The sequence below is a fragment of the Bradyrhizobium sp. JHI2711 genome (genome assembly GCF_056156565.1).
This window is the reverse complement of sequence record NZ_JBPZPT010000005.1, coordinates 319,736-344,673: the sequence shown is the minus strand read 5'-3', so window position 1 is coordinate 344,673 and position 24,938 is coordinate 319,736. Positions and strand designations below refer to the sequence as shown.

Genomic DNA, 24,938 nt, shown 5'->3' with positions numbered 1-24,938 from the left:
GGGTCCCATGGCAAAGGCGAAGAAGCTCTTCACCATCGGCTATGAGCAGACGCCGCCGAAGGCCGTGCTGGACGAGCTGGAACAGGCCGGCGTCAAGCTCGTGGTCGACGTGCGCGCGGTGACGTCGTCGCGTCGGCCGGGCTTTTCCAAGAAGCAGCTTTCGGCGGGCCTCGACGAGCGCGGCATCGGCTATGTCCATCTCGCCGCGCTCGGCACGCCGAAGGAAGGCCGCCTCGCCGCCCGCAGCGGTCAATACGACGTGCTGGAGAAGATCTTCTCCAAGCACCTGAAGACGCCGCAGGCGAGGGAAGAGATGGACGAGCTTTCTGCGCTGGTGAAAAAGGCCGGCCCGGTGTGCCTGCTCTGCTACGAGCGCGACCACACCCACTGCCACCGCCAGATGATCGCGGAGATCATCGAGGAGCGCGATGGGGTTGCGGTAAAGAATTTGGCGGGGCGGCAGGTGTAGTTGTCGCCGTCATTCCGGGGCGCGTAGCGCGAGCTAGGGTGCGCAATTGCGCACCTGAGAATCCATTCCTCCACCAACACTGCGGCTAGATGGATTCCGGGTTCGCGCTACGCGCGCCCCGGAATGACAAGTTACCCCTCCCCCGCCAGCCGGAACGTCCCCTCCATCATCTGCACGCAAGCGCCGCCGACGTGAGCGGATACAATTTTGCCGTCCTGCTTGCGTACGCGGGTCGAGAGGATGCTTGGACGACCCATGTCAAAACCCTGGCCGAGTGTGAGCTTGAGCTCGCCGTCGCTCGCGGGATCGAGATCGGCGAACAGCGCGGCGGCGGCAACCGTGGCGCTGCCGGTGGCGGGATCCTCGACGAGGCCGCTGGCACCGCGCATGAACATGCGCGCCTGTCGCTCGCAAGGCGCCTCCGCCGCCGGCACATCGCGCGTATAGAACCACACCGAGCGGGCACCGTCGCGCGGCAAGACCTTGCCAAAGGCCGCAGCATCGGGCCGGGCCCGCTTCAGCGCCTCACGCGAATGCAGCTCCATCACCAGAAACGCGTTTCCGACGGTGACGACCTGTGGCTCGTGATTGTCGGTCTTGATGTCGTCGGCAACGAGCGAGATGCAGCTCGCGGCTTCCGCTGTCGACAGCGTTGAGAGCCGCTGCAGCGGCTGCGGCGCGGTGAGCTCGGTTCTGATCACCCTGCCCTGCTCTCGCACGATCTCGACCGGAACCAATCCGGCCTTCTCCTCGAACAGCAGGCGTGGCTTCGGCTCCTTCGCCATCGAGGCCAGCACGAAGGCGGTGCCGACATTGGGATGGCCCGCAAAGGCGATCTCCTGCACCGGCGTGAAGATGCGCACCTCGGCGTCGTTGGCCCTGTCGCGCGGCGGCAGCACGAAAGTGGTCTCGGAATAATTGAACTCGGTCGCGATCGCCTGCATCTGCTGCGTCGTCAGCCCGCCGGCATCGAGCACCACAGCGAGCTGGTTGCCGCCGAAGGCGCGGTCGGTGAACACGTCGACGGTGATGTAGCGGCGCTGCATCGTCACTTCCCCATGCAAGTCGCGGCCGCGACCGGCCGCATCGCGCAGCACTCTACAAGCCGAAAACATCGCTCGTCATGCCCCAAAATTGAGTGCAATCGGAGCAATCGCTTGCATGAAAGAGAACTGCGCGCACCGATGTGTGATGCACATTACCCCAGCTGAAACACCGGTACTTTCTGCTCGTAGCCGCGCACTTCGACCTCGCCGAGCGCGACGGCATCGCTGCCGTCGGCTCCCAGCGCCTCGCGCACGGACGCCGAGATCAAGAGCTGCGAGCCGAAATCCTTGTTCAGCGCCTCGAGCCGCGAGGCGAAGTTCACGGTATCGCCGATGACCGTGTATTCCTTGCGCCGGGGCGAGCCGATATTGCCGGCGACGACCTCGCCGAAATGGATGCCAATGCCGATCCGCAGCGGCCAGCTGCTCTCTGCGTTGATGCGGTCCATGGCCCTCAGCATCTCGCGGCCGGCGGCGACCGCGCGGTGCGCGGCATCGGATGCTTCCAGCGGCGCGCCGAACAGCGCGAGGAAACCGTCACCGAGAAACTTGTTCACGATGCCGCCCTGGCGGTCGAGAATGTCGACCAGGACGGCGAAGGCGCCGTCGAGCCGGTCGACCACCTCCTGCGGACTGCGCGACTGCGCACCGGCCGTGAAGCCGCGGAAATCGACGAACATCACCGCGACACGGCGGACGTCGCCGCTAGCGCCCGTTCCCGCCGTCATCAGCCGCTCCACCACCTGCGGCGAGACGTGCTGGCCGAACAGATTGGTGACCCGGTCACGCGCGGTGGCGGCCGCGATGCTCGCGGCGAACTGCCGGCGCAATTGCGCGCCGACGGCGCCGGCGAGCACGCCGCAGATCAGGATGATGGCGCTGCGCACCGCGTGAAAATAGAGCTGGGGCTCGCCGACGCTGCTCGAGGGATCGTAGACCCGTGCGACCACGAACAGCTCGGCAGCAGCGACGAAGCCGGTGAAGGTCGAGAGCCAGAAATCGAGCCGCAGCGTCGAGAGGATGACGAAAATGAAGTACATCAGCGGCACGGCAAAGCCGAGGGCCTGGGTCGCGCCCATGGTCCGGATCTGCAGGATGAGGATCACGGTTGGCAGCGACGTCTCGATCAGCGTGCCGATATAGCGCCTGGCCACCGGCACGTCGCGATCGAGGCGGAGGTTCTTCCTGATCTGGGTGTGTACCCAGACCTCGAACAAAATGAACCCGACGAGCAGGCCGTAGACTTCGGCGAACCCTTCGGTGCCGCGCCAGACCCGGTTCACCACGGCGGGGTCGATCAGATAGATCGCGGTGAGGAACAGCGTCATGACGCAGCCGGTCGCGATCAGCGCCCGGACCCGCAACAGCTCGGTGCGCAGCACCTCCCGCGTCAGCTCGCGCTCGAAGTCCTCCGACAAGACGGCATGCTGCCGCGTCTTCCTGCTCGCAAACTTGGCCATTCCGCCCCTCGATTCCGGGGTATTGTGCCTCAATCCAGCGTGCGGCGGAAGCGCGTCACCGCGACGGTCATGGCGAGCAGCATCAGGGCCGCCAGAGCCAGCGTATCGAAGCGCAAATTCTCCATGGTCGCGCCCTTCAGCATGATGGCGCGGACGATCCGCAAATAATGGGTCAGCGGCAGGCATTCGCCGAGATATTGCGCCCAGGCCGGCATGCCTGCGAAGGGGAACATGAAGCCGGAGAGCAGAATGCTCGGCAGGAAGAACATCATTGACATCTGCATGGCCTGGAGCTGGTTCTGAACCAGCGTCGAGATGGTGTAGCCGACCGCCAGATTGGTGGTGATGAACAGCGTCGACAGCAGCGCCAGCAGGACGAGATTGCCGAGCACGGGCACGCCGAACAGGCCGACACCGATGCTGATGATCAGGAAGGCCTGGACGAAGCCGACCAGCACGTAGGGCACGATCTTGCCGAACATCACCTCGACCGGCTTGATCGGCATCGACAACAGGCTCTCCATGGTGCCGCGTTCGACCTCGCGCGTGACCGAGAGCGCGGTGAAGATCAGCATGGTCATGGTGAGGATAGTGCCGACGAGGCCTGGCACGATATTGAGGCTGGAGTTCGCGGCCGGATTGTAGCGGGCGTGGGCGCGGATCTCGAACGGCATCTCCGGGGGCTCGCCGATATAGAGATCGTGCGCGAGCGCGGTCTGCACGATCATGCCGAGCGAGCCGAGCGCAGCGCTTGCGGCGACCGGATCGGTGGCGTCGGCCGCGACCAGCAGCGCCGGCCTGTCGCCGCGCCGCACCGCCCGCTCGAAGCCGCGCGGGATCTCGACCCCGAACAGCACCTTGCCGGACTTCAGGAGGTTGTCGAAATCGTCGACGTCGTGAACCTCGTAGAGGAAGCGGAAATATTTGGTGTTCTCCAGCGCCTTCAGCACCGAGCGGGCGAGATCGGAATCCTCCTGGAGCAGCACCGCGCTCGGCAGATGGCGCGGCGTGGTGTTGATGGCATAGCCGAACAGCATCAGCTGCATCACCGGCAGCATCACGATCATCGCGAACGAGACGCGGTCGCGCCTTAGCTGGATGAACTCCTTGACCAGCATCGCGTAGGAGCGCCGCAGGAAGCCGAAACGCTCGCGGATTTCGCGCCGTGGTTCGGGATGTTCTACCGCGGTCATTGGAAATTGTCCTTGGAGCGTCCCATCAGCTCGATGAACACGTCTTCGAGCGAGGGCTTGGACTTCTGCCAGTGCAGGCCGCCTCTCTCGCGCCAGGGCGCGATGCTGGCTTCGAGCGCCGGGACGTCGCGGCCGGAAACATGCAGCGAGGTGCCGAACGGCGCCACCATGTCGATGCCGGGCTTGCCCGTGAGCGCCGCGCCAAGCTCGTTCAGGTCGTCGCCCGTGACGGTGTAGGTCGTCAGCGCGGATTTCGCGATGACCTCCTCCACCGTGCCGTGCGCCAGCAGATAGCCGTATGCGATGTAGGCGATCTCGTGGCAGCGCTCGGCCTCGTCCATGTAATGGGTCGAGACCAGCACCGTGAGGCCCTCGGCGGCCAGCGCATGGATCTCGTTCCAGAAATCGCGCCGCGCCTTGGGATCGACGCCGGCGGTCGGCTCGTCCAGCAGCAACAATTGTGGATTGGGCAGCGTGCAGGCCCCGAGCGCCAGCCGCTGCTTCCAGCCGCCCGAGAGCTCGCCGGCGAGCTGCTCCTCCCGCCCCGAGAGCCCGAGCCGCTTGATCATGTCGCGCGCGGCGCCGCGCGCGTCAGCGAGGCCATAGAGCCGCGCCACGAATTCGAGGTTCTCACGCACCGAGAGGTCCTGGTACAGGCTGAAGCGCTGGGTCATGTAGCCGACCTGGCGCTTGATCTTCTCGGCATCGCGGCGGATGTCATAGCCGAGACAGGTGCCCTCGCCGCTGTCGGGCGTCAGCAGGCCGCAGAGGATGCGGATGGTGGTGGTCTTGCCCGAGCCGTTGGGACCGAGGAAGCCGTAGATCGAGCCGCGCTTCACCTGCATCGACAGATCGTGCACGACCTCGCGGCCGCCGAATGACTTGGTCAGGCCCTTGACGTCGATTGCGATGCCGTTGCCGTTGCTCATCGCTTGTCCGCCACCGGTGTCTTGGTCTCAGGAGTTTTGGGATTGAGGTGGATGTCGATCGGCTGTCCGACGCGCAAGGCATCGGGCCGCGAGGGTCGCGCCTGGATCAGATAGACCAGCTTGTTGCGCTCTTCGAGGCTGTAGATGACGGGCGGCGTGTATTCGGCCGAGGTCGCGATGAAGTAGATCTTCGCGGTGAGGTCGGCGGCGCAATTGTCACAGGAGACACGCACCGTGTCGCCAATCGCGAGCTTCGGCAGCTCGGTCTCCGGCACGAAGAAGCGCAGCTTCATGTTGCCGGGCGGCATGATCGAGAGCACCGGCCGCTGCGCCGCCACCATCTCGCCTTCGCGGAAATAGATCTGCTGGATGGTGCCGGCGACTGGCGCAAAGCCCTTGCGCCGCGCCATCCGCGTCTCCGAGGTCGCCACCCGCGCCTCCGCGACGCGCAAGGCGGACACGGCGGAATCGAGATTGGCCTGCGTGCCCGAACCGGTCTTGTTCAGCGAGGCCGCACGGTCATAGGTCTGCTGCGCATTCGCAAGCGTCGCCTTCTGCTGGTTGAGGTCGGCAAGCTGGAGATCGTCATCGACGGAATAGAGGTGATCGCCGACCTTGACCTCGTCGCCTTCGCGGACATTGAGCTTGGTGACGCGCCCGGCTTCGTCCGGACTGACGAAGATCATGTCGGCCTCGACCCAGCCCTGGAAGCCGGGATCGCGCTTCTCCTTGCACCCGGCAAGCCCGGTTGCGAGCACAAGGACCAATGCCAAGAAAGAAATCACTTGCGACGACCTCATGTCGTCCTCCGTTCGCCAAAAATCAAATCGAGATGAACGCGCAGCATCTCCTGCGCGTCGAGCGGCGCATGCCGCGCAAACAGGCTCTGCCAGATCACGGCGATCATCGCGGGCGCGACCAGGATCTGTGGATAGCGCGCGAGGTCCTTCTGCCGGATCTCGCCGCGGGCGATGCCGAGCTCGATCAGCGCGCGCATGGCAGTGATCCCGCGCGAGACCACCTCGCGGTAGTAGAAGTCGGCGACGGACGGAAAGCGCGGCCCCTCCGCCACGATCAGACGCACCAGATCGCCCCGTCTCGTGCCGATCACCTCCTTCAGGAAGTTGCCGGCGAACGTCTCGATGAGGTCGCGCACCGAGCCTGCCGGCGGCGGCAGCGTGGTCAGCCGTGCGACCACGGGAACGATGACGATGCGCACCAGCTCCTCGAACATCGATTCCTTGTCCTTGAAGTGCAGGTAGATCGTGCCCTTGGCGACGCCGGCGCGCTTGGCGATGTCGTCGAGCCTGGTGGCGGCAAAGCCGCGCGCGATGAACTCCTCCATCGCCGCCTCCACGATCGCCGCACGCCGCTCCGCCGCACGCGAGGCGCGGTTCGAGGCAGGCGCTGCATCGGGGCCAGCAGTCCCAGGGTCGTTCGCTCCGGTGGGAGCGGCGGAGGGCAAGGCGGCTTTGGTCGGCTTCTTCGTCATTCGATATATATGACTGACTGGTCAGTCATAGTCAAGAGCGCGGGGGCGGCGACTGTCCAGACGAATTAGTGTTGACTAATGCATTAGTATCTGCTAATTTGATGGCATGATCGAAGCCACCCCAAACCCCGTCACCACCGTGATGCGCGCCCTTGCCGATCCGACCCGCCGCGCCGTGTTCGAGCGTGTGTTCGAGAGCAAAGAGATCAGCGTCGCCGAGCTGACGCGCGGCAGCGGCGTCACGCAAGGAGCCGTCTCGCAACACCTGAAATCGTTGAAGCAAGCGGGCCTCGTCGCCGAGCGCGCCGAGGGCCGCAACGTCTATTACCGCGCCGCGCCGCAAGGACTGGAGCCGCTGGTCACCTGGATGGACCATTACGGCGTCTTCTGGCGCGAGCGTTTCCAGAACCTGCGTGACCTTTTGAAGGAGATCGACCCGTGAGTGCTGCCGCCTTGAAAGCCGACACCAGAGACATCGTCATCGACGAGGTCTTCCCCCACCCACCCGAGACGATCTGGAAGGCGCTGACCAGCGCGCAGCTGATCGGGCGCTGGTTGATGCAGCCGACCGGGTTTGAGGCCATCGAAGGCAAGTCCTTCACCTTCCAGACCAAACCGGGCGGCAACTGGGACGGCGTGATCCATTGCCGGGTTCTGGAGGTCGTGGCTTTCAGCCGCCTCGTCTACGCCTGGAAGGGCGGCGACGAGCGCAACACCGGCTATGGCGCCCCGCTCGACACCGTCGTGACCTGGTCCCTCACCCCGGTCGAAGCCGGCACACGGATCCGCCTCGTCCATGCGGGCTTCGTCCTGCCCAGGAACGAGTCGGCCTACACGGTGATGAGCGGCGGCTGGAAGCAAGTGGTTCGCAAGCTCGATGAGATCAGCGGCGAAGATTGAGCGGGAGATATCACGGTGGAGAAACCCTATACCGGCGGCTGCGCCTGTGGCGCGATCCGCTATTCGATCGAAGGGGAACCCCTCTTCAGCAATCACTGCCAGTGCCGGGACTGCCAGCGGGAAAGCGGCAGCGGCCATGGCTCGTACGCGACCTTCGCGCGCGCCGGCGTCACGCTGACGGGCGATGCCAGGCACTGGGACATGGTCGCCGACAACGGCAAGGTGAAGACCCGCGGCTTCTGCACACAATGCGGCGTAGCTGTCTACATGACCTTCGCGGCGCAGCCTGACGTGTTCACGATCCGGGCGGCAAGCCTCGACGAGCCCGCCCGCTACAGGCCGCAGGCGGTGACCTTCGCCGCGCGCGGCCATGAGTGGGATCCTCTCGACCCTGGCCTGGTGAAGTTCGACGGCATGCCGCCGGGGTAAAGCGCCAGATTCTTGTTTTGACGCGTTTTCTTTACGCGAACCGGTGTCCACTTCGCTCGAAAACGCTTTAGCCAAAATCCAGCACCATGCGACCGTCGATCTTGCCGGCCTTCATCCGGTCGAAGACCTCGTTGATCGCTGCGAGCGGCACCTTGGTCACCTCGGCCTTGACCTTGCCGTCGGCGGCAAACGCGATGGCTTCGTCGAGGTCGCGGCGGGTGCCGACGATGGAGCCGCGCACGGTGATGCGCTTGAGCACGACGTCGAAGATCGGTGTCGGGAATTCGCCCGGCGGCAGGCCGACGAGGCTGACAGTGCCCTTGCGACGCACCATCTTGAGCGCCTGAGCGAATGCAGCAGTCGACACCGCCGTCACCAGCACGCCATGCGCGCCTCCCCCACTCGCCGTCAGCACCTTCTCCACTGCACCATCCGCCAGCGCGTTGACCGCGAGATCGGCACCGGTTTCACGCGCCAGCTCCAACTTGTCCTCGGCGATATCAACCGCGGCGACCTTCAGCCCCATCGCCTTGGCGTATTGGATCGCGACATGGCCGAGCCCGCCGATTCCGGAGATCACGACCCACTCGCCGGGCTTGGCCTCGGTTTCCTTCAATCCCTTGTAGGTGGTGACCCCAGCGCAGAGGATCGGCGCGATGGCCGCGAAATCGATCGTCGCCGGCAGCTTGGCGGCGAACGCGGCCGAAGCGATGACATATTCGGCAAAGCCGCCGTTGACGCTGTAGCCGGTGTTGTGCTGGTGCTCGCACAGCGTCTCCCAGCCGGTCTCGCAATATTCGCACGACATGCAGGCGTCGTGCAGCCAGGCGACGCCGACGGCATCGCCGACTTTCAGATTCTTCACGCCGGGCCCGAGTGCGGCGACGATGCCGGCGGCTTCATGGCCGGGGATGAAGGGCGGCACCGGCTTCACCGGCCAGTCGCCGGAGGCGGCATGCAGATCGGTGTGACAGACGCCGCAGGCCTTGACCTTGACCAGAACCTCGCCCGGACCGGGCTGCGGCACCGGCACGTCCTCGATCACCAGCGGCTTGCCGAATCCCTTGACGATTGCGGCTTTCATGGTCGGCATCGGTCTGCTCCTTGTGCTTTGTGAAGCAGAATAGCGACGCCGCCCGGCGCACCCTTGACGAGAGTCAAACAGCACAATGATTGCGCAAGGGCGGGTCCATCATGACACCCCAATGACGCCGCGCGATGCTCTCGATCTGTCAGCTATGGAACTTGAGACCGTCGACGATCTTGTCGATCACCTTGCGCTCGGCGCGTATCGCAATGCCGACGAGATTGAGATCGGTGCGCGCAACCGCCCTCACCGCCTCGCGGTTGGCGGCATCATGCGTCGTCTTGAACATTTCCTCGGTATAGACCGCCGCCTTGACGTTGCGGGTGAGCGCGCGGTCCAGCGCGCGCGACAGCGCCGGACCGTCGGCGCCATAGATCAGGATCGGTTGGCCGATCAGTGCATGATACTTCGTGCCCGAGGCGTCCTCATAGGCTTCGCCGATGCATTCCGGAAAGGCCGCGGCGATGCCGCTGGTGAGGAAGGAGGCTACGTTCAGCTTCTGCCAGGCTTGAAGATCGGTACGGATCACGACCGCGATCTTGGTGTCGAACTGCATGTATGCCTTCCACTGTCATTCCCGAGGCGATGCTACGCAACGCCCGATCACGACAGCAAGAGAAAATCACCCCTTGGCGTCACAGGCCCAGGCGCGGATCACGCATTCCTTGCCGCCGTATTTGTAGCATTCGCGCGTAGCGGCGTTGAGCGAGGCGGAAATATTCGGCTTGACGGCATAGCCGTAGGCGCCGCAGGGATTGGTCATATCGACCGACATCGCAGCGCAGGCGCGCTTCATTGTCATGGTGGTGCAATCGCCCTTGCACTGCTTCTGCGCGGCGGCGCGGGCCTCGTGCTCGTGGCCATAATCATAGGCCTGGCCATAAGCGCCGCACTTGCCGACCGCGAAAGCGCCGGCGGCCTGGGCTTCTGTCATATGGCGCGCGCCGGATGCAAAAACGGACAGCGCAAGGAAAAACATCGCGCAACGGCGCGCGACGACGTTCGAAGCCATGGAAAAACCCCTCCCCCCAAGGCAGGTGGCGGCAACTCTAAGCGGCGGTCGTTTCCAGATGGTGAACGGGGGGTTGAAATCGGCAGGCTTGGAGGATGCCGTAGTCCCGTAGGGCGGATTAGCGAAGCGTAATCCGCCTCTTTTGTTTCCGCGGAGAAACACAGCGGCGGATTACGCCTTCGGCTAATCCGCCCTACGCATCTTCAGCCCCGCCGTGCCGCCTCCAGCGCCTGCGGCGTGTCGATGTCGAGGAAGGCGCTCTCGCCGTCGACGGGCACTTCGGCGACCGCCTCGGTGTGCTTGGCGATCAGATGCCGCGCGCCGATGTCGCCGTCGAGCGTCATCAACTCCTTGAAGAAGCGGCGCGACCACAGCACGGGGTTGCCGCGGCGGCCCTCGCTGACGGGAACGACGATGAGATTGCCGCGGTCGGGCGCGAAACTGTCGATCAGCCTGTCGATCAGGCCGGCGTCGATCAGCGGCATGTCACCGAGACACACGACGGTGCCATCGCAGGTCTCGGGAACGGCGGCGATGCCGGCCTTCACCGAACTGGCGATGCCGCCGGCGAAGTCCGGATTGCGGACGAATGTCACCTTCAGGCCTTGCAGCGCCTGCTCGACGAGCTCGGCCTGATGGCCGGTGACGACGATCACCTCGGATGCCCTAGAGGCCAGCGCCTGCTCGGTCGCGAGGCGCACCAGCTTCTTGCCGTCGAGCTCGGCGAGCAGCTTGTTCGGCCCGCCCATCCGGGTCGAGCGGCCCGCCGCGAGCACGATGGCCGCGACCTGGCTGTTGCCCTCGGTCTCCGGCTTGGCGCGCGGCTGCGGCCGCGTCACGATCTCCATCAAGAGGCCGCCGACGCCCATGCCCATCAGCTCGGAGCGGGTCACCTTGATGCCGGCGAGAAGCCGCATTAAGACCCAGTCAAAACCGTTCTCGACCGGCGAGCGCGCGCAGCCCGGCGCGCCCAGCACAGGCACCTCGCCGGCGCGGGCGATCAGCAAGAGATTGCCGGGGTCGACCGGCATGCCGAAATGCTCGATCTCGCCGCCGATGCCGGTGACGGCCGCCGGAATCACGTCGCGGCGGTCAGCGATCGCGGATGCACCGAACACGATCACGAGCTCGGCGCCCAGGCCGAGCAATTCCTTGATCGCGGCCGACAGCGCCTGCTCCTCGTGCGGGACCCGGCGCTCGGCGATGATGCTGGCGCCGGCTGGCGCCAGCCGTTCGGCAGTGACGCGCAGCGTCTTGTCGATCACCTTGGTGGACAGGCCCGGCAGCAGCGTCGAGACCACGCCGACGCGCTTGATCACGTAAGGCGCGACCTTCAGCACGTCCTTGCCCGCCGCCTTCACCGCGGCATCGCGCAAACTCGCCTCGACGCCGAACGGGATGATCTTGACGGTTCCGACCATCTCGCCCTCGACCACCGGCTTGTAGGCGGCGAGCGTGGCAAAGGTGATGGCTTCGTCGATGTTGTTGATGCGGTCGACCGCGGCGCGATCGATCACCAGCACGCCCGCTCGCGCGGCGAACAGATTGGCACGGCCGGTGAAAGCGCGCTCGACATGGATGCCCTCGCCGCCGATGGCGAGCGCGATGCTGGCGGCGGCAACGTCCTCGGAGACGTCGCCCGCCTCCATGCGCACCACGACGATGTCCTTGATGCCGGCGCGCTCCAGCGCCTCGACCTCGGCAGGTCCGATCGTCGTGCCCTTCTTCAGCACCAGCGATCCCTGGCGCAGGGTGTGGACGGTCACCCCGCCAATCGCATCCTTGGGGCTCGCCGGGCCGAACTTCATGCCGCTTCTTCTTTTTCCTTGGGAGGCAGCCGAAGCACGGCCGTGATCTCGGCCATGATCGCCACCGCGATCTCGGACGGCGAGACCGCGCCGATCGCTAGCCCAATGGGCGCGTGGATGCGCGCGATGTCGCTTTCCTTGGCGCCTTGCGCCCGCAACCGGTCGCCACGCTTGGCATGCGTCTTTCGCGAGCCGAGCGCGCCGATATAGAAGCAGTTGCGCTCGAAGGCGTGCAGCAGCGCGGGGTCGTCGATCTTGGGATCGTGCGTCACCGCCACGAACGCGGTGTAGGCATCGACATTGAGCGGCGGCAGCGCAGTATCAGGCCATTCGGCGATCAACGGAATGTCGGGAAAGCGCTCGGGGCTCGCAAAGGCCGTGCGCGGATCGACCACGGTGACGTCATAGCCGAGCGAGCGCGCCAGCGGCGCGAGCGCCTGGCTGATATGGACCGCGCCGATGATGACGAGCTTTGCCGTCGGGGCGTAGACGTTGAGAAACAGCTTCTTGCCGCCGGCCTCGACATTGGCGCTCTTGCCTATGCGAAGCTGCTTCTCGAGCTCGGCGCGCAGCGGATCCTTGGCGAAATCCTTCGCCTTCACCAGCCGCTGCTCGCCGCTCTCGGTGTCCGTCACCAGGATGACCGGCCGGCGCGCGGCGCGTTCGGCATTGAGTTCGTGCAGGATGTCGAGCTTCACGGCTAACCGACCTTCTCGACGAAGACGCGGATGGTGCCGCCGCAGGACAGCCCAACGTTCCAGGCGGTCTCGTCGGCGACGCCGAATTCCAGCATCTTCGGCTTGCCGCTCTGGATCACATCCATGGCCTCCGTAACCACCGCGCCCTCGACGCAGCCGCCGGAGACGGACCCCAAGAACGTGCCTTCGTCGTTGATGACGAGGCTCGAGCCCGCCGGGCGCGGCGCCGAGCCCCAGGTTTCCACCACCGTCGCCAGTGCGACGCCACGGCCGGCCTTCTGCCAGTCCTCCGCCGCCTTCAGGATGTCCTCGTCGCGATCGAGCATGGCTGGCCTCTCAAGCTGCGGAGCGGATCAGGCTGCGGTGATGCGGCGGCAGCGGCTGGGAGAGCGTCGTGATCAGCTCCTGGATCGAACTCAAATTATGTACCGGGCGGAATTCGTCAACGTGGGGGAGCATCATTTTGATGCCCTGCGCCTTGGCCTCGAAGCCGCCAAACCGCAGCAGCGGGTTCAGCCAGATCAGCCGCCGGCAGGACCGGTGCAGCCGGTCCATCTCGAAGGCGAGCTTGGAATCGGCCTCCCGCTCCAGCCCGTCGGAGATCAGGAGCACGATGGCGCCCTGGCTCAGCACCCGGCGCGCCCACAATTTGTTGAAGTTGTGCAGCGAGGCCGAGATACGGGTGCCGCCGGCCCAGTCCTCGACCGAGGCCGAGCAGCTCGCCAGCGCCTCGTCGGGATCGCGCTGGCGCAGCGCACGGGTGACATTCGTCAGGCGGGTGCCGAACAGGAACACCGAGACGCGCTTTCGCGCATCCGTGATCGCATGCAGGAAATGCAGGAACAGGCGGGTGTATTCGCTCATCGAGCCGGAGATGTCGAGCAGTGCCACGATCGGCGCCGGCTTCTCGATCCGTCCGAGGCGATGAATGTCGATGATGTCGCCGCCGGTGCGCAAGGAGGCGCGCAGCGTGCGGCGGAGGTCGAGGCGCAGGCCGCGCGCATCGGGCCGGCGCCGGCGCGTCAAGAGCTCGGCCTGCGGCAGATGCATCCGCTCGATGGCACGGAGCGCCTCGGCGATCTCCGCCGCGCTCATCTGCGCAAAATCCTTCTTCTGCAGGATCTCCTTGTCGGAGACCGACAGGCGCAGATCCTGCTCCTGGTGCTGCGGCGTCTCGGTCATGCGCGGCTGCGACATCGCCTCCTGGACGCGGCGGGCGCCGGCCTGGGGCTTTTTCTTGGCCTCGTCCGGCAGCGGCACCGAATCCAACATGTGCTTCCATTCTTCCGAGGCGCGGAAGAACAGGTTGAAAGCCTGCTTGAAGATCAGCGCATGCTCATGACGCTTGACGAAGATCGCCTCCAGCGTGGTGAAGACGTCGGATCGGCTGCCGATGTCGATCACTTGCAGCGCGCTCATAGCATCGATGACAGCGCCCGGCCCGACCGGCAGGCCGGCCGCACGCAGCGCGCGGGCGAAGCCGACGATGTTGTCGGCGAACTGCTCGGTCTTTTCGGGGGCAAGGTGGTTGATGGCCATTGGTTCAGCACCCTCGGTCGTCATTCCGGGGCGATGCGCAGCATCGAGCCCGGAATCCATTCATCCACCAACTCTGCGGCCGATGGATTCCGGGTTCGCGCTAACGCGCGCCCCGGAATGACGCGCGAGATCAATTCTCGCTCGTCGCGTCCTTCAGCACCTTCTGCAGCGTGTCGCCCTGCATGCGGGTGATGTCGTCCTGGTACTTGAGCAGCGCGCCCAGCGTGTCGCCGACCACTTGCGGGGTCAGTGAGCGGGCATCGAGCTCCGACAGCGCGGTGGCCCAGTCGATGGTCTCGGCAACGCCCGGCGACTTGTAGAAGTCCTGGTTGCGCAGTGCCTGCACGAAGCGCACGACCTGCTGCGACAGCTTGGCGGAGATGCCGGGCACACGTGTCTTGACGATCGCGAGCTCGCGCTCGGCAGCGGGATAGTCGACCCAGTGATAGAGGCAGCGCCGCTTCAGCGCGTCGTGGATCTCGCGGGTACGGTTGGAGGTGATGATGACGATCGGCGGATGCGGCGCCTTCACGGTGCCGAACTCAGGGATGGTCACCTGGAAGTCACTGAGGATTTCGAGCAGGTAGGCTTCGAACGCCTCGTCGGCACGGTCGAGCTCGTCGATCAGCAGCACCGGCGGACCGGCGACATCAGGCTCCAGCGCCTGGAGCAGCGGCCGCTTGATCATGTAGCGGTCGGCGAAGATATCGCTCGAAAGCTGATCGCGATCGGTGTCGCCCGCGGCTTCCGCCATCCGGATCGCGATCATCTGCGACGCGCTGTTCCACTCATACACCGCGGAGGAGACGTCGAGGCCTTCATAGCACTGCAGGCGGATCAGCTTCCGCCCCAGCGCCGCCGAGAGCACCTTAGCGATCTCGGTCTTGCCGACGCCGGCCTCACCTTCCAGGAACAGCGGTCGGCCCATACGCAGCGACAGATACGTCACCGTCGCCAGCGAGCGCTCAGCGAGATAGCCGCGCGACGTCAGGAGTTCGAGCATCGCATCGACCGATGCCGGCAAAGCACCGGAAGAAGTGGCCGCTGAAGTCATGAAAAAGCCAGTCTCGCTACGCCCTCACCGGGGACAGGTCTGGACCGAGGAATGAGGTCAGCTCATTCCTTGGCATTGGCGGCGTCGACGGCGCGCCGCGTCAGCACGCCGATGAGATGCGCGCGGTATTCGGCGCTGCCGTGGATGTCGCTGTTGAGGCCTTCGGCCGGTACCGCGATGCCCTCCAGCGCCTTCGAGGCGAAGCGCTTCTTCAAGGCTTCCTCGAATGCGGTGACGCGGAACACGCCTTCGGAGCCCGCACCGGTGACGGCAACGCGCACGTCCGAAGGACGCCGCGCCACGAACACCCCGACAAGCGCATAGCGCGAGGCCTGGTTGCGGAACTTGACATAAGCGGCCTTCTTCGGCAGCGGGAACATCACCTTGGTGATGATCTCATCCGCTTCGAGCGCGGTCGTGAACAGGCCCTGGAAGAACTCTTCCGCCTTGAGGCGGCGCTTGTTGGTGACGATGGTGGCCCCGAGCGCGAGCACCGCGGCCGGATAATCGGCAGTCGGATCGTTGTTGGCGAGCGAGCCGCCGACCGTGCCCTTGTGACGCACGGCGGGATCGCCAATGCCGCCGGCGAGATTCGCCAGCGCCGGAATGGCTTCACCGACGATGGCGGAGGTCGCGACCTCGGCATGCTTGGCGGTGGCGCCGATCACCAGCGAGCGACCCTTCATCTCGATCGTGTTGAGCCCCTCGATGTGGGAGAGGTCGACCAGATGCGGGGGACTGGCGAGGCGCTGCTTCATGACGGGAATCAGCGTGTGGCCGCCGGCGATCACCTTGGCGTCCTCGTTCTTCACCAGGAGGTTGGCCGCCTGGCGAACGGTCCCAGGGCGATGATATTTGAATTCGTACATCTGTATGTCCTGATCGCGGGAGGCGCGTTACGCGAGGTCGGATTTGGCCATCGCCTTCGCGCCGGCGGAGATCGAGGCGACGATGTTCTGGTAGCCCGTGCAGCGGCAGAGATTGCCTTCGAGCTCCTCGCGAATGGTGTGGTCGTCGAGCTCGTGGCCCTTGCGGTGCACGATGTCGATCGCGGTCATGATCATGCCGGGCGTGCAGAAGCCGCACTGCAGGCCATGGTGCTCGCGGAAGGCCTCCTGCATCGGATGCAGCGGCGCGCCGTCCGCAGCCAGCCCCTCGATCGTCTTGACCTCGTGGCCATCGGCCATCACCGCAAGCGTGGTGCAGGACTTCACGGCCTTGCCGTCGAGATGCACGACGCAGGCGCCGCACTGCGAGGTGTCGCAGCCGACATGGGTGCCGGTCAGCCGCAGATTCTCGCGCAGGAATTGCACCAGGAGCGTGCGGGGATCGACATTGGCGGTGACTGGATTGCCGTTCACGATGAGGGAGATTTTTGCCATAAGCACTCTCTGTCAGCACCCCGACGGGTCCCGTCGAAGCGGTTCTTATAATTATTCCAACCCATCATATGGGCCATTATGCCCCGGGGCAACATCGCCCCGGGCGCAAGGCGCCATGCCGAAGGCGCTACCCTAAAGGTATTGGACCTTCAGCCCTGTACGGCCTTGGCGAAGTTCGCGAAAAACTCGTCGGCAAGCTTCTTGGCGGCGCCGTTGATGAGGCGCTGGCCGAGCTGCGCCAACTTGCCGCCGATCTGCGCCTCGACGTCGTAGGAGAGCAGCGTGCCGCCGTCCTTCTCGGCGAGCTTGACGGCCGCACCGCCCTTGGCGAATCCGGCCACCCCGCCTTCGCCCTCACCGGAGATCTTGTAGCCGTTCGGCGGGTCGAGATCGGACAGCGTGACCTTGCCCTTGAAGCGCGCCGACACCGGGCCGACCTTCATCTTCGCCGTCGCGCGGAAGCCGCCGTCGTCGGTCTTCTCCAGCTCCTCGCAGCCGGGGATGCAGGCCTTCAGCACCTCGGGATCGTTGAGCTTGGCCCACACGGCCTCGCGCGGCGCTGCAAGCTGGACTTCGCCGTTCATCGTCATGGCCATGAGGGTGCCTCCCGGATCGCGTAACTATAGTGCTGATCAAGTAACGCAGCGGCGCGGCAAAGAAAAGGCCGGCGCCCGGTCACGTGCAATGCATATTCGCAACTGCAAAATGACGTGTGCGGGCGGTGGGGGATTGGCACGGCCGGGCCATGATGATTAGGTCGCGCGCAACATGAGCACATCCCTCTCCCCCCTGCTCGCACCGATGCTGTCGAGCGCCGCCATGCGCGTGGTCTGCGACGATCGGTCGACCTTGCAGAACATGCTCGATTTCGAGGCAGCCTTGGCACGGGCCGAGGCGGCCAGTGCGGTGATTCCCGCATCCGCCATCGGACCAATCGAGGCGGCGTGCAAGGCCGATGGCTTCGACATGGCCGCACTGGCCGAGGCCGCGACGCGGTCGGGCAATCTCGCGATTCCCCTAGTCAAGATGCTGACCGCCAATGTTGGCAAGAATGACGCGGAGGCCGCGCGCTACGTGCATTGGGGCGCGACCAGCCAGGACGTCATCGACACCGCGACCATGCTGATGCTTCGCGCCGGCATCGCGGCGCTGGATGCCGACCTCAGCCGTGCCATCAAGGGCTTTGCCGCGCTGGCGCGCAGCCATCGCAACACCCCGATGGTGGCGCGGACCTGGCTCCAGCATGCGCTGCCGATGCCGTTCGGGCTGAAGGCCGCCGAATACGCCTCGAGCCTTGCCCGCGCCCGCTGCCGCCTGCGGCGGCTCTCCCGCGAGGGCCTCGCGCTGCAATTCGGCGGCGCCGCCGGCACGCTCGCTGCGCTCGGCGATAACGGGCTCGCGGTGGCCGAACGGCTGGCGCAGGAGCTCGACCTGCCGCTGCCCGAGGCGCCCTGGCATACCCATCGCGACCGCATCGCCGAGGCCGCATCCTGCTTTGCCATTCTCGCCGGCAGCTGCGGCAAGATCGCGCGCGACGTCTCGCTGCTGATGCAGACCGACGTCGCCGAAGCGTTCGAGCCCGCCGGCGAAGGCCGCGGCGGCTCCTCGACCATGCCGCACAAGCGCAACCCGGTCGCCGCCGCGAGCGCGCTGGGCGCTGCCACCATGGCCCCGCAGCTCGCCGCGACGATCTTCGCCGCCCAGGTGCAGGACCACGAACGCAGTGCCGGTCCCTGGCACGCGGAATGGCCGACGCTGCCGCAATTGATGCTGGTCACATCAGGCGCGTTGGCGGCCGTCGTCGACATCGCCGAGGGTCTCGAGGTCGATGCGGCGCGCATGCGTAGCAATCTCGATGCGACGCATGGCTTGATCATGGCCGAGGCCGTCACCTTCGCGCTCGCCGAAGCCATCGGCAAGAGCAACGCGCATCATCTCGTCGAGGCCGCGAGCAAGCGTGCCGTCGCCGAGAAGAAGCATCTGCGCGAGGTGCTGTCGGCCGATTCGCAAGTCATCGCGCACCTTTCGCCGGAAAAAATTGCGGCATTGTTCGAGCCGATGGCCTATCAAGGGGCCTCACAGGCGCTGATCGACCGGCTGCTCGACAACCTCGATCAAGATTAAGAACGGAGACGCCGCATGCCCATGATCGATGCCGACGGATGCCTGCTCAACGTCTCCGTCGAGGGCCGCGACGGCGGGCCGACCTTGATGCTGTCGAACTCGCTCGGCTGCACGCTGCAGATGTGGGACCCGCAGATGAAGGCGCTGACGCAGGTGTTCCGTGTCATCCGCTACGATCGCCGCGGCCACGGCAAGTCGAACGTCCCGCCTGGCCCCTACACGATGGAGCGGTTCGGCCGCGACGTGCTCGCGATCCTCGACGACCTCAACATCGAGAAGGTGCATTGGTGCGGCCTGTCGATGGGCGGCATGGTCGGGCAATGGCTCGGCGCCAATGCGCCCGAACGGTTCGGCAAGCTGATCCTCGCCAACACGTCCTGCTACTACCCCGATCCAACTAACTGGCACAACCGCATCAAGGCGGTAAAGGAGGGCGGCATCGCCGCGGTCGCGGATGCCGTGATCGCGGGCTGGCTCACCCAGGATTTCCGCGAGCGCGAGCCTGCGATTACCGCGAAGATGAAAGCGATGCTGCTGGCGTCCCCGGTCGAGGGCTATCTCGCCTGTTGCGAAGCGCTGTCGACGCTCGACCAGCGCGCGCTGCTGCCGAAAATCAAGAGCCCGACGCTCGTGATCGCCGGCCGCCACGACGCGGCGACGCCGATCTCGGCGGCCGAATTGATCCGCTCCAGCATTCCCGGCGCCAGCATGACCATCATCGACGCCGCGCACATTTCGAACGTCGAGCAGCCGCATGCGTTCACGGATGCGGTGGTGGGGTTCCTGACGCAGCGCTAGCAACAACCGTCATTGCGAGGAGCGTAGCGACGAAGCAATCCAGTCCGTCTCCGCGGACACATTTCTGGATTGCTTCGCTGCGCTCGCAATGACGAAAGAGGAGGAGCAGAATGGACGACCAGAAGCGCCGCGATGCCGGCATGAATGTGCGCCGCAAGGTGCTGGGCAATGCCTGGGTCGACAAGTCGATCGCGAACCGCAATGCCTTCAACACCGACTTCCAGGACCTGATCACCCGCTACGCCTGGGGCGAGATCTGGACGCGGCCGCATTTCGACGAGCGCACGCGGCGGGTGCTGGTGATCGGCACCATGGTCGCGCTCGGGCAATGGGACGAATTCCGCCTGCACGTGCGTGCGGCACTGGCCGAGGGCGGCTTCACGCCCGATGACATCAAGGAGATCCTGCTGCAGCAGGCGATCTATTGCGGCGTGCCGGCGGCGAACCACGCCGTCAAGGAAGCCTCAGCGATTGTGCAGGAGCTCGGCCTGCTCAAGACCTAGAGGCTGAAGATTCGGCGGTGCGGCGACCTCGGCCACCTTCGACGCTGCCTCCGGCTTCTCGATCACGAGCACGACGGCGGCACCGAGCAGCATCAGGAGCTCGGTGGCGTGGAGCCGAAGCGCGGCCATCTCGCCGACCTTCGAGGCCATCACCATGCTGGCAAAGGAGATCAGGCTGCCGATCGCCAGCGCAATCCCGAGCGCCTCGTCACTGCCGCCGCCCTTACGGGTGCGGGGAATGCAGAGCAGCACGAGGTAGATCGCGAAGAACGCCACCACGGTCAGCCGTCCGAGCGCCAGCAGCCAGGCGGCACGCACCGTGTCCATGCCCGCCATCTGCAGATGGTCGCTCAGGTACAGCGCCACCGCGACGCTCGGCCGCTCGTAGAGGCCGCGCACGGGCGCGACAATGATGCTGAAGGCTATGAGGCTCCAGACGGGAATGAAATAGGCCGCCAGCAGCGCGCCGTTGACCGAGCCGATCCGCCAATTCCTGAACATGCCGCTTCCCGCCTGATTTGCCGAGCCTTCGATGGAAGGCGGCGGCCATGCCGAGCTAACTCGCATCAGACTGTGGCGGCAATTTAAACCCTTTGTTTACCTTAACTGCCCTCTCGCGCGGCGTCATTCCGGGGTGGTGCGCAGCACCAGACGCGGAATGACTCTTTCGCAAAGAAAAAAGGCCCCGCCTTGCGGCGGGACCTCTCCTCACTGCCGGGCTCCCAAACTCGCTATTCCTGATCGCGCTGGCCGCCCTGCTGCTGGCCCGGGCGATCGCCCTGGCGCGGGTCCTGCTGCTGCTGTCCGGGTTTCTGGCCACCACCCTGCTGCGGGTTGCGCTGGCCGGGATTCTGACTCTGCTGACCCGGATTCTGGTTCTGCTGCTTCGTCATTCGGGGAAACTCCCTTGTTGGACGTCAGAGGGGAGACAACGGCGGGCATCCACTTTGGTTGCCTCGGGAACCGGGTTCCTCGCAGGACCCAGGGAACCCGGCGCCGAAATGATCTCTGTACAAGCCTTAAGGTGGAGACCGGGCCAGTTGCAGCCGCCAGTTCCCTCCTGTTACAAAACCCAAATGCTCAAGGGCTGCCGGGGCCCAAGAACTCTCTGCAAGAGCTCCCTTTGAGCAGCGTCAAGTTTGGGTACGGCAGCTTATGGATTATTTCGCCCAGCAGCTCATCAACGGCCTCGTGCTCGGCTCGATCTACGGCCTGATCGCGATCGGCTACACGATGGTCTACGGCATCGTCGGCATGATCAACTTCGCCCATGGCGACGTCTTCATGATCGGCGGCTTCATCGCCCTCATCACCTTCCTGATCCTGATCTCGCTCGGCCTCACGGCCATTCCCCTGATCCTGCTCGTGGTGCTGCTGGTCTCGATGGCGATCACCGCGCTCTATGGCTGGACCATCGAGCGCATCGCCTACCGGCCGCTGCGCCATTCCTTCCGCCTCGCCCCGATGCTGTCGGCCATCGGCATGTCTTTCGTGCTGACGAATTATTCGCAAGTGGCGCAAGGCGCCCGGGTCAAGCCGATCCCGCCGGTCATCACCGGCGGCTATACGCTGCATGAAAGCGCGGACGGCTTCGTCATCCAGCTTTCCAACATCCAGATCATCGTCGTCATCACCACCATCGTGCTGCTGGCGATCTTCACCTGGCTGGTGTCGAACACCCGGCTCGGGCGCGACATGCGCGCCTGCGAGCAGGATCAGACCATGGCAGCGCTGCTCGGCGTCAACGTCGACCGCACCATCTCCATGACCTTCGTGATCGGCGCGGCGCTCGCCGCCGTTGCGGGTCTGATGTACCTGCTCTATTACGGCCTGGTCGACTTCTTCATGGGCTTCGTCGCCGGGATCAAGGCCTTCACCGCCGCGGTGCTCGGCGGCATCGGCTCGCTGCCCGGCGCCATGCTCGGCGGCCTTGCGATCGGCCTGATCGAGACGTTCTGGTCGGCCTATTTCTCGGTCGAGTACAAGGACGTTGCGGCGTTCTCGATCCTGATCGTCGTGCTGATCTTCATGCCGACCGGCCTGCTCGGCCGTCCCGAAGTCGAAAAAGTCTGACGCGCGTGACAGCTCCCTCCACCCACACGACCAAACCTGCAACGGGCATCCCCGCTCTCCTCAAGACCGCCTTCATCAACGCAGTGATCGCGCTGGTGCTGTTCTCGCTGATGGTGGGCGTCCGCACCGAGGCGGGCTCCGACGGCCAGCTCACCTATTGGACGCGATTCGGCGAGCTCGCCTCCCTCGTCGCCGCGGTGTTCGGCGGCTCGATCGTGATCGAGCTGCTCAGGCAATGGATCGGCCCGGCCGGCACCGAGCAGCTGGTGCCGCCAGCGTTGCAGAAGGGCGTGTCGCTGGTCGGCCGCTACCTTGCGCCCGCGCTGCTGATCTTCACGCTGCTGGTGCCCGTGATCTTCTATAACCAGCGCTACATCCTCGACCTCGCCATTCTCGTGCTCACTTATGTGATGCTGGGCTGGGGCCTCAACGTCGTGGTCGGGCTCGCCGGCCTGCTCGATCTCGGCTACGTCGCGTTCTATGCCGTCGGCGCCTATTCCTACGCGCTGCTCGCCACCAATTTCGGCTGGTCGTTCTGGATTTGCCTGCCGCTCGCCGGCATCCTCGCCGCATTCTGGGGCGTGCTGCTCGGCTTCCCCGTGCTGCGCCTGCGCGGCGACTACCTCGCCATCGTGACGCTCGCCTTCGGCGAGATCATCCGCCTCGTCCTGATCAACTGGCAGGATCTGACCGGGGGACCGAACGGCGTGTCCGGTATTCCGCGTCCGACCCTGTTCGGCATTCCGCTGAGCAACACTGACGATGGGCTGGCCAACAAGCTCGGCATCGAGTACTCGGCGACCCACCGTATCGTCTTCCTGTTCTATCTGATCCTGGCGCTGGCGCTGCTCACCAATTGGGCGACGATCCGCCTGCGCCGGCTGCCGATCGGGCGTGCCTGGGAAGCCTTGCGCGAGGACGAGGTCGCCTGCCGCGCGCTCGGCATCAACACCACGACGACCAAGCTCACGGCATTTGCGACCGGCGCCATGTTCGGCGGCTTCGCCGGTGCGTTCTTCGCCACCCGCCAGGGCTTCATCAGCCCGGAATCCTTTACCTTCCAGGAATCGGCGCTGGTGCTCGCCATCGTCGTGCTCGGCGGCATGGGCTCGCAGCTGGGCGTCGCGCTCGCCGCGCTGGCGATGATCGGCGGCTTCGAGCTGTTCCGCGGCCTCGAGACCTATCGTATGCTGGTGTTCGGCTGGGCCATGGTGCTGATCATGATCTGGCGGCCACGCGGCCTGGTCGGCCATCGCGCGCCGACCGTTTATCTGAAGAAGGCGCAGGCCATCTCCTCCGACCTCGTCAAGGAAGGACACGGATGAGCGGCGACAAGATCCTCAGCGTCGACCGGCTGACGATGCGCTTCGGCGGCATCGTCGCCGTGCAGGATCTCTCGTTCGCCGCCGAGCGGAAGAAGATCACCGCGCTGATCGGGCCGAACGGCGCCGGCAAGACCACGGTGTTCAACTGCATCACCGGCTTCTACAAGCCGACCGGCGGCGCCATCCGCCTCACCCACGATGACGGCAAGGAAATCGCGCTCCAGCGGCTCAACGACTTCCGTATCGCCAAACAGGCCAAGGTGGCGCGCACGTTCCAGAACATCCGCCTGTTTCCCGGGATGACCGTGCTCGAAAACCTGATGGTGGCGCAGCACAACATGCTGATGCGCGCCTCGGGCTTCACCTTGCTCGGCCTTGTCGGCGCGCCCGCCTATCGCGACGCAGAAAAGCGCGCGATTGATCTCGCCTCCGACTGGCTGAAGCGGGTCAACCTGCTGGACCGCGCCGACGACGCGGCCGGCAATCTCGCCTATGGCGATCAGCGCCGCCTCGAGATCGCGCGCGCGATGTGCACCGAGCCCGCACTGCTGTGCCTTGACGAACCGGCTGCCGGCCTCAACGCGCGAGAGAGCGCCGCGTTGAACGAGCTCCTGCTTTCGATCCGCAACGACCTGGGAACGTCGATCCTCCTGATCGAGCATGACATGTCGGTGGTGATGGAGATCTCCGACCACATCGTGGTGATGGATCACGGGGTGAAGATCGCACAAGGCACGCCGCGCGAGGTGCGCGACGATCCCAAGGTGATCGCCGCCTATCTCGGCACCGACGAGGAAGAGGCCGTGGCCGTCATGGAGAGCGGATCGTGACGGCGGCATCCCCCCTGCTCGCGATCCGGGGCCTGCGCGCGGCCTACGGCAAGATCGAGGCCTTGAAGGGCGTCGACGTCGACATCAATTCCGGCGAGATCGTGGCGCTGATCGGCGCCAACGGCGCCGGCAAGTCGACGCTGATGATGACGATCTTCGGCAAGCCGCGCGCCCGCGCCGGGCAGATCCTGTACGAGGGCAAGGACATCACGGCCGTCCCGACCCACGAGATCGCCCATTTGCGCATCGCGCAGTCGCCCGAAGGCCGCCGCATCTTCCCGCGCATGAGCGTCGCCGAGAACCTCCAGATGGGGGCCGACGTCACCGAGAGCACGCCGGCGGAACGGGAGAGCACACTCGAGCGCGTGTTCGCCCTGTTTCCCCGCCTGAAGGAACGTTTCGCCCAGCGCGGCGGAACCCTGTCCGGCGGCGAGCAGCAGATGCTGGCCATCGGCCGCGCCTTGATGAGCCGCCCTCGCCTGCTCCTGCTCGATGAACCCTCGCTGGGGCTCGCCCCGCTCATCGCGCGGCAGATTTTCGACGCCATCCGCACACTGAACCGGCAGGACGGCCTGACCGTGCTGATCGTCGAGCAGAACGCCAACCACGCCCTCAAGCTGGCCCATCGCGGCTATGTCATGGTCAACGGCCTGATCACGCTGGCCGGCAGCGGCGCCGAATTGCTGCAGCGCCCCGAAATCCGCGCCGCTTATCTGGAAGGCGGCCGGCACTGACCGGCCCCGCCCTGCGCGAGAATGCGGCTAGATATCTTGGCGTATGCCCGTAT

30 protein-coding genes are annotated in these 24,938 nt (G+C 65.5%); 11 read left to right on the top strand and 19 right to left on the bottom strand.

The window, feature by feature from the left end:
• Window positions 1-7 precede the first annotated feature (7 nt).
• The gene (locus ACTEK7_RS32310; RefSeq protein WP_109143263.1) at window positions 8-469 is read left to right on the top strand and encodes a DUF488 domain-containing protein; all 462 of its coding nucleotides are present in this window, start codon (window positions 8-10) and stop codon (window positions 467-469) included.
• Window positions 470-600: 131 nt separating this feature from the next.
• Here ACTEK7_RS32310 and ACTEK7_RS32305 read toward each other — a convergent pair whose 3' ends face one another.
• The 6 genes from ACTEK7_RS32305 to ACTEK7_RS32280 form a co-directional block, all read right to left on the bottom strand.
• Entirely contained in the window at window positions 601-1,515 is a 915-nt protein-coding gene (locus ACTEK7_RS32305; RefSeq protein ID WP_225147537.1) for a PhzF family phenazine biosynthesis protein, read from the bottom strand.
• 152 nt (window positions 1,516-1,667) lie between these two features.
• On the bottom strand, window positions 1,668-2,975 hold the full coding sequence (locus tag ACTEK7_RS32300) for an adenylate/guanylate cyclase domain-containing protein (RefSeq protein ID WP_225147538.1): 1,308 nt from the start codon (window positions 2,973-2,975) through the stop codon (window positions 1,668-1,670).
• Window positions 2,976-3,004: 29 nt separating this feature from the next.
• Complete coding sequence (locus ACTEK7_RS32295) at window positions 3,005-4,168, bottom strand: ABC transporter permease (RefSeq protein ID WP_225147539.1); 1,164 nt, start codon at window positions 4,166-4,168, stop codon at window positions 3,005-3,007.
• The gene (locus ACTEK7_RS32290; protein ID WP_036027774.1) at window positions 4,165-5,097 is read right to left on the bottom strand and encodes an ABC transporter ATP-binding protein; all 933 of its coding nucleotides are present in this window, start codon (window positions 5,095-5,097) and stop codon (window positions 4,165-4,167) included. The genes ACTEK7_RS32295 and ACTEK7_RS32290 overlap by 4 nt, the downstream gene beginning before the upstream one ends.
• A complete protein-coding gene (locus ACTEK7_RS32285; protein WP_036027776.1) occupies window positions 5,094-5,897 on the bottom strand; it encodes an HlyD family secretion protein in 804 nt (267 codons plus the stop codon). Before ACTEK7_RS32285 ends, ACTEK7_RS32290 begins: the two co-directional genes overlap by 4 nt.
• Window positions 5,894-6,589: a TetR/AcrR family transcriptional regulator gene (locus tag ACTEK7_RS32280; protein WP_085969158.1), complete on the bottom strand. Its 696-nt coding sequence runs from the start codon at window positions 6,587-6,589 to the stop codon at window positions 5,894-5,896. The genes ACTEK7_RS32285 and ACTEK7_RS32280 overlap by 4 nt, the downstream gene beginning before the upstream one ends.
• Window positions 6,590-6,695: 106 nt before the next feature.
• Between ACTEK7_RS32280 and ACTEK7_RS32275 the strand changes: the two genes are divergently transcribed.
• Genes ACTEK7_RS32275 through ACTEK7_RS32265 form a run of 3 tightly spaced genes read left to right on the top strand, consistent with a single transcriptional unit; the run spans window position 6,696 to window position 7,918 of the window.
• A complete protein-coding gene (locus ACTEK7_RS32275) occupies window positions 6,696-7,031 on the top strand; it encodes an ArsR/SmtB family transcription factor (RefSeq protein WP_036043607.1) in 336 nt (111 codons plus the stop codon).
• Window positions 7,028-7,489: an SRPBCC family protein gene (locus ACTEK7_RS32270; protein WP_225147540.1), complete on the top strand. Its 462-nt coding sequence runs from the start codon at window positions 7,028-7,030 to the stop codon at window positions 7,487-7,489. The genes ACTEK7_RS32275 and ACTEK7_RS32270 overlap by 4 nt, the downstream gene beginning before the upstream one ends.
• A 15-nt stretch (window positions 7,490-7,504) precedes the next feature.
• Complete coding sequence (locus tag ACTEK7_RS32265) at window positions 7,505-7,918, top strand: GFA family protein (protein WP_036012827.1); 414 nt, start codon at window positions 7,505-7,507, stop codon at window positions 7,916-7,918.
• 67 nt (window positions 7,919-7,985) lie between these two features.
• On the opposite strand, the gene adhP is transcribed toward ACTEK7_RS32265, so the two are convergent.
• The 11 genes from adhP to ACTEK7_RS32210 form a co-directional block, all read right to left on the bottom strand.
• Window positions 7,986-9,011 carry an alcohol dehydrogenase AdhP gene (adhP, locus tag ACTEK7_RS32260; protein WP_225147541.1) on the bottom strand — a complete coding sequence of 342 codons (1,026 nt, stop codon included), beginning with the start codon at window positions 9,009-9,011 and terminating at the stop codon, window positions 7,986-7,988.
• A 139-nt stretch (window positions 9,012-9,150) separates the two neighbouring features.
• Window positions 9,151-9,561: a DUF2000 family protein gene (locus ACTEK7_RS32255; protein WP_225147542.1), complete on the bottom strand. Its 411-nt coding sequence runs from the start codon at window positions 9,559-9,561 to the stop codon at window positions 9,151-9,153.
• Window positions 9,562-9,627: 66 nt separating this feature from the next.
• A complete protein-coding gene (locus ACTEK7_RS32250) occupies window positions 9,628-10,017 on the bottom strand; it encodes a DUF4189 domain-containing protein (protein ID WP_036043591.1) in 390 nt (129 codons plus the stop codon).
• A 203-nt stretch (window positions 10,018-10,220) separates the two neighbouring features.
• Window positions 10,221-11,825, bottom strand: a complete 1,605-nt coding sequence (locus ACTEK7_RS32245; protein ID WP_225147543.1) for an NTP transferase domain-containing protein — start codon at window positions 11,823-11,825, stop codon at window positions 10,221-10,223.
• Window positions 11,822-12,523, bottom strand: a complete 702-nt coding sequence (locus tag ACTEK7_RS32240) for an XdhC family protein (RefSeq protein WP_057029513.1) — start codon at window positions 12,521-12,523, stop codon at window positions 11,822-11,824. The genes ACTEK7_RS32245 and ACTEK7_RS32240 overlap by 4 nt, the downstream gene beginning before the upstream one ends.
• A gap of 2 nt (window positions 12,524-12,525) precedes the next feature.
• Entirely contained in the window at window positions 12,526-12,849 is a 324-nt protein-coding gene (locus ACTEK7_RS32235; protein WP_025037240.1) for an XdhC family protein, read from the bottom strand.
• Window positions 12,850-12,859: 10 nt separating this feature from the next.
• A complete protein-coding gene (locus ACTEK7_RS32230) occupies window positions 12,860-14,062 on the bottom strand; it encodes a vWA domain-containing protein (protein ID WP_225147544.1) in 1,203 nt (400 codons plus the stop codon).
• Between the two features lie 130 nt (window positions 14,063-14,192).
• The gene (locus tag ACTEK7_RS32225) at window positions 14,193-15,116 is read right to left on the bottom strand and encodes an AAA family ATPase (RefSeq protein ID WP_036027789.1); all 924 of its coding nucleotides are present in this window, start codon (window positions 15,114-15,116) and stop codon (window positions 14,193-14,195) included.
• A 62-nt stretch (window positions 15,117-15,178) separates the two neighbouring features.
• Window positions 15,179-15,985: an FAD binding domain-containing protein gene (locus ACTEK7_RS32220; RefSeq protein WP_225147545.1), complete on the bottom strand. Its 807-nt coding sequence runs from the start codon at window positions 15,983-15,985 to the stop codon at window positions 15,179-15,181.
• Window positions 15,986-16,012: 27 nt separating this feature from the next.
• Entirely contained in the window at window positions 16,013-16,498 is a 486-nt protein-coding gene (locus ACTEK7_RS32215) for a (2Fe-2S)-binding protein (protein ID WP_014494194.1), read from the bottom strand.
• Window positions 16,499-16,647: 149 nt separating this feature from the next.
• The gene (locus ACTEK7_RS32210) at window positions 16,648-17,094 is read right to left on the bottom strand and encodes an SRPBCC family protein (protein ID WP_036012850.1); all 447 of its coding nucleotides are present in this window, start codon (window positions 17,092-17,094) and stop codon (window positions 16,648-16,650) included.
• Window positions 17,095-17,266: 172 nt separating this feature from the next.
• On the opposite strand from ACTEK7_RS32210, the gene ACTEK7_RS32205 reads away from it, so the two are divergent.
• From ACTEK7_RS32205 to ACTEK7_RS32195, 3 genes are all read left to right on the top strand, one after another.
• Window positions 17,267-18,622, top strand: a complete 1,356-nt coding sequence (locus ACTEK7_RS32205) for a 3-carboxy-cis,cis-muconate cycloisomerase (RefSeq protein ID WP_225147546.1) — start codon at window positions 17,267-17,269, stop codon at window positions 18,620-18,622.
• A gap of 15 nt (window positions 18,623-18,637) precedes the next feature.
• Complete coding sequence (pcaD, locus tag ACTEK7_RS32200; RefSeq protein WP_225147547.1) at window positions 18,638-19,420, top strand: 3-oxoadipate enol-lactonase; 783 nt, start codon at window positions 18,638-18,640, stop codon at window positions 19,418-19,420.
• 110 nt (window positions 19,421-19,530) lie between these two features.
• Window positions 19,531-19,923, top strand: coding sequence for a carboxymuconolactone decarboxylase family protein (locus tag ACTEK7_RS32195; RefSeq protein ID WP_024340834.1), 393 nt, complete (start codon window positions 19,531-19,533; stop codon window positions 19,921-19,923).
• Here the strand turns inward: ACTEK7_RS32195 and ACTEK7_RS32190 are convergent.
• Window positions 19,885-20,424 (bottom strand): hypothetical protein, encoded by a 540-nt coding sequence (locus tag ACTEK7_RS32190; protein WP_225147548.1) that lies wholly within the window; start codon window positions 20,422-20,424, stop codon window positions 19,885-19,887. The genes ACTEK7_RS32195 and ACTEK7_RS32190 overlap by 39 nt on opposite strands.
• 230 nt (window positions 20,425-20,654) lie before the next feature.
• Window positions 20,655-20,816, bottom strand: a complete 162-nt coding sequence (locus tag ACTEK7_RS32185) for a hypothetical protein (RefSeq protein ID WP_167361691.1) — start codon at window positions 20,814-20,816, stop codon at window positions 20,655-20,657.
• A gap of 262 nt (window positions 20,817-21,078) precedes the next feature.
• Here ACTEK7_RS32185 and ACTEK7_RS32180 point away from each other — a divergent pair, with 262 nt between their 5' ends.
• The 4 genes from ACTEK7_RS32180 to ACTEK7_RS32165 are packed head-to-tail and all read left to right on the top strand — an operon-like array spanning window position 21,079 to window position 24,885.
• A complete protein-coding gene (locus tag ACTEK7_RS32180; protein ID WP_057029507.1) occupies window positions 21,079-21,996 on the top strand; it encodes an ABC transporter permease subunit in 918 nt (305 codons plus the stop codon).
• Between the two features lie 5 nt (window positions 21,997-22,001).
• Window positions 22,002-23,321, top strand: coding sequence for a high-affinity branched-chain amino acid ABC transporter permease LivM (gene livM, locus ACTEK7_RS32175; RefSeq protein WP_225114385.1), 1,320 nt, complete (start codon window positions 22,002-22,004; stop codon window positions 23,319-23,321).
• Complete coding sequence (locus ACTEK7_RS32170) at window positions 23,318-24,151, top strand: ABC transporter ATP-binding protein (RefSeq protein ID WP_036043573.1); 834 nt, start codon at window positions 23,318-23,320, stop codon at window positions 24,149-24,151. Before livM ends, ACTEK7_RS32170 begins: the two co-directional genes overlap by 4 nt.
• On the top strand, window positions 24,148-24,885 hold the full coding sequence (locus tag ACTEK7_RS32165; RefSeq protein WP_025037253.1) for an ABC transporter ATP-binding protein: 738 nt from the start codon (window positions 24,148-24,150) through the stop codon (window positions 24,883-24,885). The genes ACTEK7_RS32170 and ACTEK7_RS32165 overlap by 4 nt, the downstream gene beginning before the upstream one ends.
• The last annotated feature ends 53 nt before the right edge of the window (window positions 24,886-24,938 follow it).

Coding starts and splice junctions, on each gene's coding strand:
- ACTEK7_RS32310 (WP_109143263.1), top strand. CDS start 8: ATGGCAAAGGCGAAGAAGCTCTTCACCATCGGCTATGAGCAGACGCCG.
- ACTEK7_RS32305 (WP_225147537.1), bottom strand. CDS start 1,515: ATGCAGCGCCGCTACATCACCGTCGACGTGTTCACCGACCGCGCCTTC.
- ACTEK7_RS32300 (WP_225147538.1), bottom strand. CDS start 2,975: ATGGCCAAGTTTGCGAGCAGGAAGACGCGGCAGCATGCCGTCTTGTCG.
- ACTEK7_RS32295 (WP_225147539.1), bottom strand. CDS start 4,168: ATGACCGCGGTAGAACATCCCGAACCACGGCGCGAAATCCGCGAGCGT.
- ACTEK7_RS32290 (WP_036027774.1), bottom strand. CDS start 5,097: ATGAGCAACGGCAACGGCATCGCAATCGACGTCAAGGGCCTGACCAAG.
- ACTEK7_RS32285 (WP_036027776.1), bottom strand. CDS start 5,897: ATGAGGTCGTCGCAAGTGATTTCTTTCTTGGCATTGGTCCTTGTGCTC.
- ACTEK7_RS32280 (WP_085969158.1), bottom strand. CDS start 6,589: ATGACGAAGAAGCCGACCAAAGCCGCCTTGCCCTCCGCCGCTCCCACC.
- ACTEK7_RS32275 (WP_036043607.1), top strand. CDS start 6,696: ATGATCGAAGCCACCCCAAACCCCGTCACCACCGTGATGCGCGCCCTT.
- adhP (WP_225147541.1), bottom strand. CDS start 9,011: ATGCCGACCATGAAAGCCGCAATCGTCAAGGGATTCGGCAAGCCGCTG.
- ACTEK7_RS32255 (WP_225147542.1), bottom strand. CDS start 9,561: ATGCAGTTCGACACCAAGATCGCGGTCGTGATCCGTACCGATCTTCAA.
- ACTEK7_RS32250 (WP_036043591.1), bottom strand. CDS start 10,017: ATGGCTTCGAACGTCGTCGCGCGCCGTTGCGCGATGTTTTTCCTTGCG.
- ACTEK7_RS32245 (WP_225147543.1), bottom strand. CDS start 11,825: ATGAAGTTCGGCCCGGCGAGCCCCAAGGATGCGATTGGCGGGGTGACC.
- ACTEK7_RS32235 (WP_025037240.1), bottom strand. CDS start 12,849: ATGCTCGATCGCGACGAGGACATCCTGAAGGCGGCGGAGGACTGGCAG.
- ACTEK7_RS32230 (WP_225147544.1), bottom strand. CDS start 14,062: ATGGCCATCAACCACCTTGCCCCCGAAAAGACCGAGCAGTTCGCCGAC.
- ACTEK7_RS32225 (WP_036027789.1), bottom strand. CDS start 15,116: ATGACTTCAGCGGCCACTTCTTCCGGTGCTTTGCCGGCATCGGTCGAT.
- ACTEK7_RS32220 (WP_225147545.1), bottom strand. CDS start 15,985: ATGTACGAATTCAAATATCATCGCCCTGGGACCGTTCGCCAGGCGGCC.
- ACTEK7_RS32215 (WP_014494194.1), bottom strand. CDS start 16,498: ATGGCAAAAATCTCCCTCATCGTGAACGGCAATCCAGTCACCGCCAAT.
- ACTEK7_RS32210 (WP_036012850.1), bottom strand. CDS start 17,094: ATGGCCATGACGATGAACGGCGAAGTCCAGCTTGCAGCGCCGCGCGAG.
- ACTEK7_RS32205 (WP_225147546.1), top strand. CDS start 17,267: ATGAGCACATCCCTCTCCCCCCTGCTCGCACCGATGCTGTCGAGCGCC.
- pcaD (WP_225147547.1), top strand. CDS start 18,638: ATGCCCATGATCGATGCCGACGGATGCCTGCTCAACGTCTCCGTCGAG.
- ACTEK7_RS32195 (WP_024340834.1), top strand. CDS start 19,531: ATGGACGACCAGAAGCGCCGCGATGCCGGCATGAATGTGCGCCGCAAG.
- ACTEK7_RS32190 (WP_225147548.1), bottom strand. CDS start 20,424: ATGTTCAGGAATTGGCGGATCGGCTCGGTCAACGGCGCGCTGCTGGCG.
- ACTEK7_RS32185 (WP_167361691.1), bottom strand. CDS start 20,816: ATGACGAAGCAGCAGAACCAGAATCCGGGTCAGCAGAGTCAGAATCCC.
- ACTEK7_RS32180 (WP_057029507.1), top strand. CDS start 21,079: ATGGATTATTTCGCCCAGCAGCTCATCAACGGCCTCGTGCTCGGCTCG.
- ACTEK7_RS32170 (WP_036043573.1), top strand. CDS start 23,318: ATGAGCGGCGACAAGATCCTCAGCGTCGACCGGCTGACGATGCGCTTC.